This is a genomic window from Moritella sp. PE36, assembly GCF_000170855.1.
Taxonomy (GTDB): domain Bacteria; phylum Pseudomonadota; class Gammaproteobacteria; order Enterobacterales; family Moritellaceae; genus Moritella.
Genome location: NZ_ABCQ01000004.1, coordinates 24,775 through 39,045 on the forward strand (window position 1 = coordinate 24,775; position 14,271 = coordinate 39,045).

Genomic DNA, 14,271 nt, shown 5'->3' on the forward strand with positions numbered 1-14,271 from the left:
CTATTGGATTATTTCTATATCAGTTTCTGGATAACTTTGACAAGCTAATGGCTTTTGGCTGTAGTTTTTAAGCTCTCCAGAAACTAGTTGAAACCTACACTGACCACATACACCTGAGCCACAGTTGTGTCGCATCGAAACATTGTTCTCAATGGCAGCCTGTAATATTGTTTTTTTAGAGGTCGTCTCAAACGTTTTTTTGTTCATTGTAATAGTTACTTTTTTACCTATTAACCAACTAAGCATTTTTCATATTGCCTTTTATGTAATTGATTGAATTGTAGGTAATTAAAGATAGTAAAATCACTATCACACCAGATATCTCAATGTGGGTCAGTTTCAAATCATAAATAATTACATCTAACGAAAGAGCTACTATCGGATATACAAATGACATGATCGCTAAACTGGAAATATCTGATTTTTCATAAGCACCATAAAGAAATATGTACATAAATCCAGTATGTACTAGTCCTAAAATTATCAGGTTGTGGCCAGTCGGTATATTCGCAATGAAATTATCAACATCAACAAAATTTATGAATACGACGCATCCAATGCACAAGTGACACATGGCTATAAATGTGGGTTTTAATTTTGTGATTTTCTTTGTGTAAATTGTCGATATAGCATAAAGGGTTGCAGCTACTAGAGCGTTAATTACACCGGAAACTTTAACTTCGCTTTGTTGGATATCCCCACCTAAAACGACAATAACAAGCCCAATAAAGGCGATGACAATTAGAATTAAGCTCTCTAACTTTATCTTTTCTTTAAGTAAAAATGCACCAAGAATCATGAGAATAAAAGGCTGAGTATTGTAAATTACGGTTGTTATTCCGATGGAAAGTGTTTTATATGACTCGAATAGAAATAACCAGTTGAATACCAATGTTAGACCTCCAACGAGCAGCATTAGTAGAGTTTTAAACGTGATATCAGCTCGGTCTGGATATAACTTGAAGATCCAGACATAGCCAAATAAAAATAGAGCCCCAATTATACAGCGAACAAAAACGATGTTAGCTGAAACCTGTTGTGACTCTAATGCGAAATAACCAATCGAGCCAGAAAGAATCATCGCAATTAGCATGTATAAGCGACCTATAGTGTCTGTCGAATACTTCATTTCAATAGTGTCCTTGGTTTTGTTGAGAGGGATTTTCTAAATTGATAAGCATAACGTCTCTACGAGAAGTACCACTGGACGAGCCGATAGGAGTAACGGCATGCTTTAAAGAAGGGTCAACAACTAGACAATCCATAAAATGAGTTAACCGTATGACATTGGTCGGCATATCATCGAAACCTGAGATAACATTATCAGCTCCTAATGTATTAGCTGTAAGGTTTATTAGATGAATAAAAACAAGAGGTTCGTCATCTTGGTGTAACCAAACAGGAGAGCTATATGAAGCCTCTCCTTCTTGGGCTTGATAGCGTATAAAGTGTATGCTGATATTGGCTGTTGCTGCGTCATTTAACTCACAATACTTTCGAATGTATGGTTCATGTTCACGAAATAAAGCCTTAAATACAGGTATGTTTAGAAGGCTACCTTCAATAGTATTAAATGAACGTGACATTCCTCCATTTAAGTTATTAGCGTTACCTGATTGAAAATAGTTCTGAGTGGAAGCTTTTAGAAGCTTACGCGTAGAGTAGTGATACTCTACTTTTAGCATGCCTCTAATTCTGACTGGAGAGTATGGGTCCAAATCAATATTATCATTGAAGAACTCTCTGAAGTCTGATATTTCATTCAATTCTAAGCTGTGGTCAGATAATAGAGCAGAACCTTTAATGAATTTAAATCCGTTTACGTATGGGTATGGAATATCCATGTGTATTTCCTTTTTGTTTGGGTATGGAAATACTATATTCATCATAAGCCTTTGAATAATTTTATTTATTTATGACTTATGACTTTTTTTAATGGGTCAGAGAGTTTAGATGAAAATGGATATGATGTAAGTAAGCATAGTTAGGCGGTGAAGCCTGATATCATCAGGCGTCTAGGTCTGCATTCCAAGGTAATAAATCACTTAAATCAGCAAATTCATCCCGTTGCGGCAGTTCTGTGAAGAGTTTTTGGAAGTATAAATACGGGTTTATATCGTTCGCACGACAAGTCATCACAATACTGTAAAGTACTGCGCTCGCGTCTGCACCATCCACTGATTGGCTGAACATCCAATTTTTACGACTTGTGGTAAATGGCCTAACATCCCGTTCGGTAATGTTATTATCAATCCCTAATTCACCCGAATTAAGATAGCTCCTCAGCTTTTCCCATTGATTTAAGGTATAGCTAATGGCCACGCCTATTTTACTTTTCGGGGTGACTGTTGTTGCACTTTTTCTTAGCCATTCATGAAATTGCTGCAAGACTGGTTTGGCTTTTTTCTCAATTGCGTAAAGCGATTGAATGTAATTTAATGCCACGGTGGCTTTGCCAGTTTTTTTGGGCTGCGCGGTTAAGGGGCATCGTGAAACTTACGTCTTGCATGAGCCCAGCAACCAACAGGAATAATATCGTCGATATTTTCATAAGCACTGTAACCATCGCATTGTAAGTAACCTGCAAACCCAGCTAAGAATGTTTTAGGGCAGCGACGTGCGCGACTCGGTTGGTAATCGTAGATTACAACCGGCTTTGCCGTGTATTCATTACTACGATAAACCCACATGTATGATTTTTGCTGTGCAGTTCGATCTTTTTCATCAAGTACTTGGATCGTTGTTTCATCTGCGCAGAGCGTTGATTGAGCAAGTAAATGTGTTTTCATTACCGCTATTAATGGGCTGAGTAATTCAGCGCTTTTAATACACCAATTAGCCAATGTGCCTCGGGTGATTTCAAGACCACCGCGAGCAAAGATATCAGTCAAACGATAGAGCGGTAATGCATCGCAGTATTTAGCAACGACAACAGCGGCAAGCGCTTCGGGGCTAGCAATGCTGCCAGGTATTGGCTGTGCTGGTTTTGGGGCGGTTACTACTGATGAGCTAATGGACGTTGCTTCGCATTCACGGCAAGCATATTTAGTTTGTCTGTGTTTAATAACGCTGATTTTTTCTGGAATGATCTTAACTTGTTCGCTTATCTGTTCACCACACGCATGCATATCATGGCCACAGCATGAGCATGTTGGCGTCTCGATAACGTAAGACTTTTCTTCTCGTTCAAGATGTTTTGGTAAGTCCTTTTCGTACGCGAGGTTTGCTTTCTGATTGGTTTTCTTCAGCTTCGTTAAATGTGCCCTTTGGCATCTTTTCACTGCGTGAACCAAATTCTTTTTTACGGTTGATTTTTAACTGCTCTAAAGCAATGTTAAGGCTGCTTTGAAGCTTTTTATTTTTAGCAGATAACACTTTGTCATCTGTATTCAAATCGATACTTTTAGAGCTAAGCACCTGATTTTACGCTGCAACTTTCCAGAATTTGTTTTAATTTTTCAATATCATCAGGTAGTTCTGTTGTCATTTATTAGCGCTCAATACAAGTAGATAGCGCTAGTTTGCCTGTTGTATTGGATCATGCAACACTCAATTGTCGATCCAGTGACGATCACCTCACTGCGAGACCATTTAAAGGCTTGTGTGCATGAGCGGTTTCTAATGATAATCCTGAGAGCAACCAATTTAGCTGATGTTGGTTGATTGTCAGTACGTCTTGCTCATCAGTAGCGCAAGGCCACTTAAACCGGCCTTTCTCTAAGCGCCGATAATAAAGCCAGAAACCATTGGTATCCCAAAATAAGATCTTAATTTTGTCGCGATGGCGATTACAAAAAATAAACCAAGCTTCGCTCAGCGGGTCCATTTCCAGTACATCACTGACAATTAAAGATAAGCCGTCAATGGATTTACGCATATCTGTATGTCCAGTAACGAGGTAGATCAGCTTGTGTGGTGTCATGCTGATAACACGCTTAAAAATTGCTGTAATTTACTCGGTTCTAATGACGCGGGAAATGAAAATTGATAACCATTAGGTAATGTTAGAGTGAGTTGCTCGTCAGGTTTAGTTTCAGGAAATACGAGTGGTATAACCTTCTGCTTATTTGTTCTTTTTGGTGATAGCTAGCTTAGTTTTTTAGCCCAGAAATTAAATGTGGATACGGTAATGTTATTGCGTTTACAGAATTCTGATTTGTTTAGGCCACTTTCAGCTTGCAGCTGAAATATGCGCTGCCAATGTTGTTCTTTTTTATTTTGTAACATGGTTTTATCCCTTCATTTAATGAAGAGATAATCATGCAATAACTGAAAATATTTGGTAGGTGGGGTTAACTAACCGTGTATGGACACAACCTCTATTGCAAGTAAAATTTATAAATTTGTCTATTGAAGTATTGTAACAGTGGGTTTCATTAATTTTATTTCAGACCTTTAGGTTGGCTAACGCTAAATGTATAACGGCTAAGCAATACTGACCACTATTTTAAGTTAATTCTTGTAAATTATAAGACATGATAAATCCTTCCCTCCTTGCATTATCAAATATATGGCAAACAGATATGATCATATTGCGAATGAGTAAAAGATCTAACACGAAACGGGGCAAACTTGGCTTAGAGTGAACACCCTAAGCGGTTGATGGACATAACCTTGTTATATTTATTATACTAGCGGATGGTTATACTTATTAGATTTTATAGGGGAAGTGAAAGAATCTAACTGATACCCTCACCCCATTTGAACTTCTAAACGGTAACTTCAACTTTATAACATGTAGTTATGTGGTTTTTAACAACTTATGCAAAGAAACAAAAAGCTAAAGGCAACAAACTAGCTATGAAGAATCTATGACCTAAATTTGTACTTTCCAACTTGGTAATAGTTGTTGTTTTAGGTGAATTGTTTTCTATTAAACTGCTAGCAACTACTCCAGCGACATTACTCGGATCACTGTACCCGACCTTATGACCTGAGAATGAAAACACTGTTCCCAATCCAATTAGTAGTAGCATCGAATAAAATGCATAATCACTTGCAAATAAGATATTCAAGTCGCCAGAAGTAAACTCAAACACATAAATAGCGCTAAAAGACAGAAAATTCGATAAGGTTATGAATACTATTAATTTTCTCATTTTACTATCCTTTCCACCTATTGCCATATGACGCCATTTTAAGATTTCCTAGGTGATACTTATTTTCAAATGGCTCAAAATCACTCGTTTCATAACATTCACTATAAAATTTTGAGACTGTGCCTAAATCAATAATAAGGTCAGTCAAGACCCAGCTAAATTGATTTACCTTTTCAAGATCCATTCAAAGTCTCATAAACTACGGAAAAGAACATAACGTGTATAATACCGACGTCTTCATAAGACTTTTAAACGACGGATAATACTTTAAATATCACCTTAAACTAATTTTAAAATCAATGCATTACATACTTTTTATTAATCTGATATTGACCACGTTATTCCGAAAAATTGAGACTTTTACTTATAGGGCGCTCTATAAGTAAAATAATGAAGAATAGAAGCTATATATTTAAGCTCATTAGGTTTTTACAAAAAGTGAAACTAAAACGTTTGGCAATATAAGTAACCCATGTTTAGCAAATAATGCATTACATAAAGTATGATGAAATTGACTTGTTAGCCGATCAACTTATAGGAGAAAACAAACTCTTTATCTGGTTTACAGCTTAGCATCTTAAACAAGATATCAAAGTCTGTTACGTTTTTCTGATGTGCTCTCCAGATTGCTGATGTATCGCCTAAGGTCACAACTAACTGCCCAGCCATTATTAACTGAACTCTACGAGACTTACTTATTGTATCGATGATGTAAGATAAGTCGCCAGCCGCTACCTATTCCATCTGTCGTTCCCGCATTAAATTTTTCAATAATGGCGGGCGTCATGGCTTCTTCGAAGGTGCGTACACCAACTGTTTTTTAGGTTTATAAAGATCGAGTATAAAGATAGAAATTGAGTCCAAATAATTATTTTCTTATACCCTTCATTCTGTGCTTGAAGAATAAGTTCGCTAAGTAATCTATGACCTAAATTATTATTTCTATAGTCTTTTTTAACCGCAAGAAGATGAACTTCCACCTCATCTTCTTTTGCCAATTTTCTAGCATTAGAAGTCGAGGGAACCATTACAACCATTCCTGCTTGCCCATCCCCACATCCTGTATCGCTTCCCTTTTATAAATAAGCCCATTAATCGACTTAGTATTGATAGAAATTATACGACCGTCGTTGCTTGCTGTATTAAAATTTAACGAATATCTAAGTACCACTACTGGACAATAGTGGTACTTAATGGTGGCAGAGCTACCCTTGTTAATCAGCCGCGTATTACAGCTGCCCAGCAAACAATTCAAACACAGGGATGTCATTGTCATCCAGCATGCCCATGGCTTCGGGATAGCCCACCACATGCTGGTATATACCTTGTGCCAAATAGTTATACAACAAAGGCTTAAATCGACCTTGTATAGGCTCAGCGTCAGCCTCAATTTGTTGATAGCCTTTACGCCACGACAAAGCTAGCATGGCCGAGATCATGCCAATCACAAGCGGCCCAGGCAGCAGAAAATCGGACTTGTATAACAAGAACAACTTGCGCAGAGACTTTTGATTCCAGGCATGGGGGGCTACATCTAAGGAGTTAGCCACACGAATACACTCGCCCTCTGCAAAGCGCTGATCGGAATACGTGGCGAAGTCTTTATTACCTGCGGAAGGGCCTGCAAAAGCAACCGTCGATATTTTTGCGCTCTCAGGCAATTTTTCGCCCTGGATATCCTTCAGCCACAAAGCCAGTGTCGGCGCTAAAGCACCACCCAGACTGTGCCCCGTCACGCAGATATCAACGGCGTCTTTACCCTCAATGTCGCCCTGTAAAAATTCTAATAAGCTCTTACCCTCTCCAGGTACGCCGGGTTCCGCAATCATTTCCTGTAACTTGGTTATGCCAATTTCAGTGCTCTTAGAAATTTTTGGTTTCAACTTAGCTGCAGGTTTTCCGTACTGCCATGGCACCATGCAGGTCACTTGAAAATCTTCTATTAACCAGTCTTTCAGCCCCACCGGGTTAGTGCCGCGTATGCCTATAACATAACGTGACGGATCTTTAATATTGCGCACCAGGTACATTAAGTTGTCATCAAACAAGGCAAGGTCAAAGATAAATACTCCCGGCCCCCAGACCAACTCCCATTCATCTTTAACAGGTGCCCAGCTGGTTAAGGCATGCTTAATATCTTTCTCAATTTTTTGAGCATTACACTTATCGGGACCAATTAAATCAAATCCATAATAAGACATATAAGCAAAGGCCAACATGGTTTGGCTTTTTGAATAACTCATGATCTATTTCCTTTTCATTAGGCACGGTAAACCCTCCATCAAGCAAATGCTTAACAGAGGGACTTATTACCGCGTTAATTAATAACCAGGTCCGGTATGCAGTACTGAGGGTATTGCACGGAAATAGTTGTAGTTGCGCTGCTTATCTTCTTCCGTAGCAGTCCACTCAGTCTCTAACTTAGCAAGATCTTCTTGCAGCTGGTCAAACACCTTGTGCATGTCGTCCTTATACTTAGCATCGACACCATTGAGCAGGTTAGTAAAGTCACCTTGCAGTAGCGTGAATCTAGCCTTGCCGGTTGCCAATGCCACGAATGCCAAAGAGCGCCATTCATTAATAGCGGGGGTGCCGCCATCCACAGGCACTTGAACCTTACTAATGCGAGGGTCCAGAGCCGCACGTATCCCCGTTGTGCCATAAACCTGATGACGAACAACCGTGTGGTGAATAGTGTCCGAAGCAAAGCGTGCAATACCCGCCTTAGTCTGGAAGCCCTCGTAACGTGCAGGTAAACCCTTGACCATGACTTGTAACAAGCCAGCGTGGAAATCTTGCAAGTACTTATCCGCTTGTACCGCAGCATCATCCGTATAAATAATATCGATCAATGCTGTGGTATAGCCATTCCAGATTTTAGCGTAATCTAACTCCCACTTAATACAGGCATTCGGCAATAGCTCGCCGGGCTTACCCGCAGAACCCTGCATAGTCAGCATCGCAGCACGCGCTTCAAAATCTTCATCTGCGCCATACTCGAAGTTGGAATAGCAGTCGTTTAAGTGGTGCACCAAGCTATCATGGGTAGTCGCAAAGACCTGACTAAACACCGCGCCCTCTTGAACCAAGTGTTCGGTAGTAATTTCTTCCGCCAACTCGTGGGCAAAGAAGTGCAAATACATGAATGTTCTGAATGGATGCGCCCACTGCCCTTGCGCCTCAAAGGCGTCATGCATAGCTACTTCAACCAGGTTATAAGTCATATGTATTTCAGCCAAGTGCTTACCGCTGATCACTTGATAATACATAGACGCTAAGACCAAGCTTTCCGCACGACGGAAGCTAGGGCTGCGTGGATCGACTGGCAATACATCCGTGGTATGAGGTGCTACTACAGAAATCAATTCCAAGCGCTGTTTTGTGCTGTTTACTTTAAAGTAAGCCGCACCACCATAGGACTCATAATCAGACTTGGTTTCATAGTTTTCTAAGAAGCTGAAATCAATGGTCAAGATACCCTCGCCCATTTCTGGTGCAGGCTTTAAGAAAGGCGAAGCCACACCAGACTCGGCCAAATACCCCAACAACTGGCCTTCTTTAAAAGCAGCAATCACAGGCTCAGGCGCTGTGTCCATCTTGCCGCCGTCGGGTAGATGTAAACCAAATATTTTCTTCGTAAACAAGCCAGGCCAGTATTCAGAACCGTCGCTCCAAATAGCCATACGCTTTTTATTGGTCAAGGGGATTTTAACATTCGCCTGAGGCAGGTAGTGATCCAGTATCGCCATGACAGAGAAAGCGGTCCTTGCTGTCTTTATCAATTTTTTAAACAGAGTGACTGATTCCTCGATATTAACAACGGCAGGAATACTCAAACGCTGCAGTAAAAACTCGGGGTGCACTTGATAGTATGGCTTCAAGGTGGTTTTTGCAGGTGGCTTTTTACCACCATAAACTTCCGTCAAATTAAACGGATGAGGAAAACGGTCTGCGCTAACCAAAAAGAAATACAGCGGCGACCAAATCGTATTACTCAACATTACGAGGAAACCACCGAGGGTCTTCGGCAATAAAACCACCGTCAATACCAAACCTGTAATACAAGCACCCACAAAACCCCATAGAGCCAAAGAGCCCTCTGGTAGCACCACTGCAACTGACTGAGAAAAGCTAATGTCCGCAGCTGTCACGTTTAAGATTGCGCTGTACAGTAGAACACCAGAGATCGTACTAATCGTATGAAAGGCTGTGCTCTTCCAGGGAGTCGCGGTACCGATCAACAATGCCGTTAGCTGCAATGCAGCCTGTCCCACTAGCAACCACGCAATGATTTCTCCGCCTGCAGGGATTGTACCGGTGAGCACCATTATTATTTGTGCAACCTGAATACCCGCCAGCACTAATGGTACTAGGGCCTGTGCACCGCCAAAGAACAAGGCGAAACCCAAACCAAAGCAGGCGCCGCCCGCAAGATAGAGCATGGTAAAGCGCATGTCTGCATGAGTCACAACCATACAAGTAATAAAGAAGAAGATGGTAGTAACCACAGGGGCTAAATTTAATAGGCGAAGATTTAAAATGAATACGCCAAACTTAGTTCGCGTTTGCTGAAAGGCGTGACCGCTCAGTAACAAACCCAGTTCAAACAACATACCCAAAACACTACCGATGATAGTGAACAAGAAAGGCACCCACGTCCACGCGGCCATATTCGCCCCAGCCTGAGGTGGTTTCAAAAAGGTAAACAAATCACCCACCCAAGCCAAGCCTGTAACAGCGGGATTGAACAGCTGAATAAACATAATGCTAGACAGCGTTGCCATAAACAACAAACTCAATATAGAAAAAATTGAGGGCAAGATTGCATAGGTAGGCTGTTCTGGTTTTTGAAAGCGGACTTCATCCGCATATTGAATAGGTATGGGGGTAGGTATAGGTGATCTTTTTATTTGTCTGACGACGTCGTTACCGACACTTTTAATTGATGCAGTATCCTGTCCCGCATCATCCTTCAGTTGAACTGCAGTTTCCTTTTTCATGTAAGTCCCTTTTGCTTATTTATTATTTAAGTGAGAGTTTTATCCGACATTCCGCACGTAGTTTTGGCAATTCTTTCGAAGGAGTTGCCTACACGTTCGTAAAAGATACGATTGTTGCCCATGATGGATTTTTAAATGTGAATAAGAATGCAATATGAAATTTAAGCAATGTACCACCCCATCAATAGTTCAGAAGAAAGACAATATATTAATATGGCATGGAAACTTTTTAATATTCAATAAGTAATAATTATTGTGATCTACTCACCAGTAATAATATCTATTTAGGGATGCGGAATGTCGGTTTTATAATTATTACTAACAAAAAACTGGGATTACCATAGCAGAAAATGAAGATCATGCCTGTCCAATTGGTGCCAATGAAGTCAAAATTCTTGAAGGTGCCAATAGTCTTGAAAAACAGGAATTATTGGAAAAATCAATCATGTTTGCTAACACAGAAAGGGGCAGTTTCGGCTTAGAGCGATCACCCTAAGCCATTGATGGACAAAACCTTGTTAGAACATTTATTCAGATAAGGTTTTGTATTGGAAACTTCTAAGCAAGTGGCCAAATTCACTGTACCACTTAAATAAGGTGTCGGCTGCGCGACACCTTATTTATAGTTGGAGTTTTTTATCCGCGGACTCTTGTTAATTATCTTTGCTGTGATGATAGTAAAACTATGGGAGTTAACAGTTAAAATTGTATTTCTCTCAACGCATTTGAAATAATGATTTTTACCCTTCGTTTCTATATCCTCAAGAGGAGTTGATAAAAGAATTTCTTTTAAATATCCCTCTGTTTCAATGTCTGAAAAATGAGTGACATTTAGGTTTTTTCTTATTCTCACAAATCCTAAAGGAGTATTTTTAAAACCTTTAGTTATTGATACTTTCAAAGCTTGATTCATACGTAAACTCATACCAGCGCCCAAATAACAGGCTAAGTAATAATTGGTTAAAATTGTGTAGCGAAACGTAGCCAACTGTTACGTGTCCTTGTTGATTTTCTTGTTATATGCAATTTACTTTTTGTGAAACGAACAGCGTATTTTTTGTATTATAAAAAACAATAAAAATAAAATGCCAACAGTAATACTTATCACACCAAGTGGCATGAACATACTCTCATGAAGAACACCGTCACTATCTACAAACTGATAAAAGATATTTTCGGCTATTATAAAAATCAATCCCAAACCAAGCGAAATCAGGGCAAGAGTAAGAGCTTTATTAGTGAAAAAATTCATTTAGCCTCCTGCATATAACGCCGTTTAAAGCGACGGATAATAGCTTGCTAAAATGTGAAACGAAGTGGAACCGAGCAAGCTGTTACGAATCCGACTTGAAAACCCTTGTTAGATTTTGTGCACTAAACTCAATTCTACAACGTTAAGCCAGTGTTTTAGCAACTAATGCTGAATCTAAATATGCACGAACCCGTACTATTTGGCTATTCTCAAATTCGCAAACCCAACAATAACGATTATGAAACTCAGCCCCTTTTTTTGTTACTGAATTGGCAATCAATTCAATTGAAGCTGAACTCCCATCAGTAATACAAGAAACTAATTTCAATGATAAAGGTGACTCTAATACTTCGTTTAATTTTGAAATTGTCCCCGAAATGAAGTCTTGCTTAGATGTAAAGATACCTGCAAGCGGATGAGTTCCAGTTACTTCCCATACAACATCATCATGGACATGTGCAAAGAACCCTTGGGGGTTTCCATTTTCCAGATGCGAAAACAATTCAATTAACCATTCACGATTGATCATAATTTCCTACTTATAATGTACAGAATTCAATAAAATCTAACGCCCAAATAATGGGTAAAAAGTGGCTTGGCATCTTGATTTTATCATTGTAATCTAGCTTTGTTTTACAGCTACGATTGTTTGAAAACCGTTCCTATTACTTGACTCTTCAATTTTAAAGCCAATATTAGAAAGTTGTTTTTCTACCCACTCGACAGAGAGTCGAATCTTACGATAAGAACTTTTATTAAGTTCCCATTTATCATTTTTTTTGATGTAAACAATGTCATGTATCTTAACTGTTTCACACTCATATTCTAAAAAACAGGTGAAGATGATATTTTCGTCACTTCTCACTGGAATAAATCTATCTGTATCTTTAAGTTCTGTAGATAAGTCACGAAACGTTAGAATTAACGTCCCACCATCCTCAAGCGAACTAAATGAGTTCTGGAATATAGTTAAAGCGTCATTTTTCGATTTTAGATGCGTAATTGTATCAGTCATACAGACTATCAATTCACAATTAGTACTAAGATGGTCCCTGAAATTTAAAATATCATCATTGATGGTAACGAGTGACTTATTATTAGAGTTCGACCTTAGCTCATCCAATAATTTTTGGCTAAGGTCTATTGCTGTTACATTAAAACCGAGTTCTGCCAAAGGGATAGATTGAAAGCCAGATCCCGCACCTAAATCAAAAGCGATACCAGAAGATGAGGGAGTAATGTTTCTATTTTGAAAGAACTCTAAATTACTTCTTTTTGCTTCATCAAATCCACCCATTAGCCATGTATATACATCAGATAATAGGCTTTCATAATGTTCTTCCACACTCACCATTAGTACTTCTCCTGTAGACACTTATCATTCCACTCATAAATAGGTAGTTAAAATTACAGTACATTGTATTTAATTAATAGGAATATTTAAGACTGAGTGGTCAATTTCGATGAGTAACTTTGATATAACAAATTACTCCCATTTTTCACATGATAAAATGTATGGCGAACTTCCATGAACAAAACATGGGGGAGTAAAAAATCTAACTCGATTTGGGGCAAATACGTGTTAGGTTCTCTGATCTGAGCCAATATTTTATAAATGCACTCGTTTTGTAAATACCTTTGGCGTTATTTTGGCTATTTTTTTACATTCACGTGTCATATGTGATTGATCGCTGAAACCATGGCTTAGAGCCAAATCGGCAAGGTTACTATCAGGGATTTCACGAAGCACATTTATCACAGATTTCACGCGTAAAATACGTTGATAATGCTTAGGGGTTAACCCTAACCACCTTTGGAACTGACGTTCAATCTGACGCTGACTGATCGTAATAGCATTGCAAAGTTGTGTAGGTGTTTGCGACTTTTCTATAGCTTTAAGAGCTTGATCTAATTGAATCGGAATTGGACATGACAAATCTAACGAATCTATCAACCAGCGGTATAATGTTGTGATACATGCGAAGTGACCACGAATCGATGTAAGTGACTCACTTAAAGCTTGTAGTGCTAATGTCATTTTACTATCAGCAGTTACTATTTTCGGTTCGTCGTAACGCTTCCCAAGCACACCGACCCCGATTGCTGGATGAAAACGTAACCCAACCAATTTAGATCCCGGTGGAAGAGAAATTTTCTGGGCACACTTACTGACAGGTAATGCTATCACCCCCGTAGGGAAACTCACATCTCCAAGCTTAATCGCGGATCCAAGATTAAATATGATACCGCTACATGCATCACCATGTAACCAGTGCTCGATAGCCTCAGAACTATGAACCGACGCAGACCATATCCCTTGAATGTAAGGCGACAACAACCCTTTAGGCTGAATTAATTTAAATTCTAACGAGGATTTCAAATGTTAAAATCTCCTTTTAGCTTGGCTTATAACTACCAACTTCTGGTTTAAAAGCTTTAGCAATACGATTCCAACTGTTAATAGCATTGACAGCCAAGGTCAAATCGACCAGACCCGGCTCACCAAATATCCCTACTGTACTTTGGTACAGGCGGTCTGGTACCGACAGTCCTGATGTAATACATTCAGCCCAATGTAAAGCACTCTGTTCGGCTTCTGTATACAACGGCATATCTTGCCAAGCTGATAATCCAATTAGACGTTCAACAAGTTCACCTTGCTTTAATGCATCTTTACTGTGCATATCGATGCAAAATGCACATTGATTAATCTGAGATACACGTAATTTAACGAGTTCCCATATTGCAATCGTCAAGGTTGGTGACAGACTAAATTGTTGCTGAAGACACCTTTCTTGTCTTAATAAAATAGTCATTAATTTTGGTGACACTGCATAATAATTAATTCTATAGGTCATAACAATACCGCTCTTAAAAATACAAGAATAAACAATACACGGTCTTATTTATTGAAGATTTT

15 protein-coding genes and 1 pseudogene are annotated in these 14,271 nt (G+C 39.1%); all 16 read right to left on the minus strand.

Features of this window, described 5'->3' with window-relative positions; genetic code table 11:
- Entirely contained in the window at window positions 1–246 is a 246-nt protein-coding gene (locus tag PE36_RS04035; protein WP_006030685.1) for a 2Fe-2S iron-sulfur cluster binding domain-containing protein, read from the minus strand.
- On the minus strand, window positions 239–1,129 hold the full coding sequence (locus PE36_RS04040; protein WP_006030686.1) for a DMT family transporter: 891 nt from the start codon (window positions 1,127–1,129) through the stop codon (window positions 239–241). Before PE36_RS04040 ends, PE36_RS04035 begins: the two co-directional genes overlap by 8 nt.
- 1 nt (window position 1,130) lies before the next feature.
- On the minus strand, window positions 1,131–1,844 hold the full coding sequence (locus PE36_RS04045; RefSeq protein WP_043993893.1) for a 2OG-Fe dioxygenase family protein: 714 nt from the start codon (window positions 1,842–1,844) through the stop codon (window positions 1,131–1,133).
- 163 nt (window positions 1,845–2,007) lie between these two features.
- A pseudogene (locus PE36_RS04050) lies at window positions 2,008–3,487 on the minus strand (IS66 family transposase).
- Between the two features lie 84 nt (window positions 3,488–3,571).
- Complete coding sequence (gene tnpB, locus PE36_RS04055) at window positions 3,572–3,922, minus strand: IS66 family insertion sequence element accessory protein TnpB (protein WP_006030692.1); 351 nt, start codon at window positions 3,920–3,922, stop codon at window positions 3,572–3,574.
- 164 nt (window positions 3,923–4,086) lie between these two features.
- Window positions 4,087–4,227: a hypothetical protein gene (locus PE36_RS24340; protein WP_006030693.1), complete on the minus strand. Its 141-nt coding sequence runs from the start codon at window positions 4,225–4,227 to the stop codon at window positions 4,087–4,089.
- Window positions 4,228–4,760: 533 nt separating this feature from the next.
- A complete protein-coding gene (locus PE36_RS24345) occupies window positions 4,761–5,099 on the minus strand; it encodes a hypothetical protein (RefSeq protein WP_157517753.1) in 339 nt (112 codons plus the stop codon).
- Between the two features lie 767 nt (window positions 5,100–5,866).
- On the minus strand, window positions 5,867–6,136 hold the full coding sequence (locus tag PE36_RS24965) for a GNAT family N-acetyltransferase (protein WP_006030697.1): 270 nt from the start codon (window positions 6,134–6,136) through the stop codon (window positions 5,867–5,869).
- Window positions 6,137–6,328: 192 nt separating this feature from the next.
- Window positions 6,329–7,342: a hypothetical protein gene (locus tag PE36_RS04080; protein WP_006030698.1), complete on the minus strand. Its 1,014-nt coding sequence runs from the start codon at window positions 7,340–7,342 to the stop codon at window positions 6,329–6,331.
- A 78-nt stretch (window positions 7,343–7,420) separates the two neighbouring features.
- Window positions 7,421–10,099 carry a hypothetical protein gene (locus PE36_RS04085; RefSeq protein ID WP_006030699.1) on the minus strand — a complete coding sequence of 893 codons (2,679 nt, stop codon included), beginning with the start codon at window positions 10,097–10,099 and terminating at the stop codon, window positions 7,421–7,423.
- Window positions 10,100–10,715: 616 nt separating this feature from the next.
- Window positions 10,716–11,024: a DUF3781 domain-containing protein gene (locus tag PE36_RS04090; protein WP_232286523.1), complete on the minus strand. Its 309-nt coding sequence runs from the start codon at window positions 11,022–11,024 to the stop codon at window positions 10,716–10,718.
- A gap of 102 nt (window positions 11,025–11,126) precedes the next feature.
- Window positions 11,127–11,351: a DUF3955 domain-containing protein gene (locus PE36_RS04095; protein ID WP_006030701.1), complete on the minus strand. Its 225-nt coding sequence runs from the start codon at window positions 11,349–11,351 to the stop codon at window positions 11,127–11,129.
- Window positions 11,352–11,493: 142 nt separating this feature from the next.
- Window positions 11,494–11,880, minus strand: coding sequence for a nuclear transport factor 2 family protein (locus tag PE36_RS04100; RefSeq protein ID WP_006030702.1), 387 nt, complete (start codon window positions 11,878–11,880; stop codon window positions 11,494–11,496).
- A 93-nt stretch (window positions 11,881–11,973) separates the two neighbouring features.
- Entirely contained in the window at window positions 11,974–12,726 is a 753-nt protein-coding gene (locus tag PE36_RS04105) for a bifunctional 2-polyprenyl-6-hydroxyphenol methylase/3-demethylubiquinol 3-O-methyltransferase UbiG (protein ID WP_232286524.1), read from the minus strand.
- A gap of 234 nt (window positions 12,727–12,960) precedes the next feature.
- Window positions 12,961–13,731, minus strand: coding sequence for a helix-turn-helix domain-containing protein (locus tag PE36_RS04110; RefSeq protein ID WP_006030704.1), 771 nt, complete (start codon window positions 13,729–13,731; stop codon window positions 12,961–12,963).
- A gap of 16 nt (window positions 13,732–13,747) precedes the next feature.
- Complete coding sequence (locus tag PE36_RS04115) at window positions 13,748–14,209, minus strand: carboxymuconolactone decarboxylase family protein (RefSeq protein ID WP_006030705.1); 462 nt, start codon at window positions 14,207–14,209, stop codon at window positions 13,748–13,750.
- Window positions 14,210–14,271 lie beyond the last annotated feature (62 nt).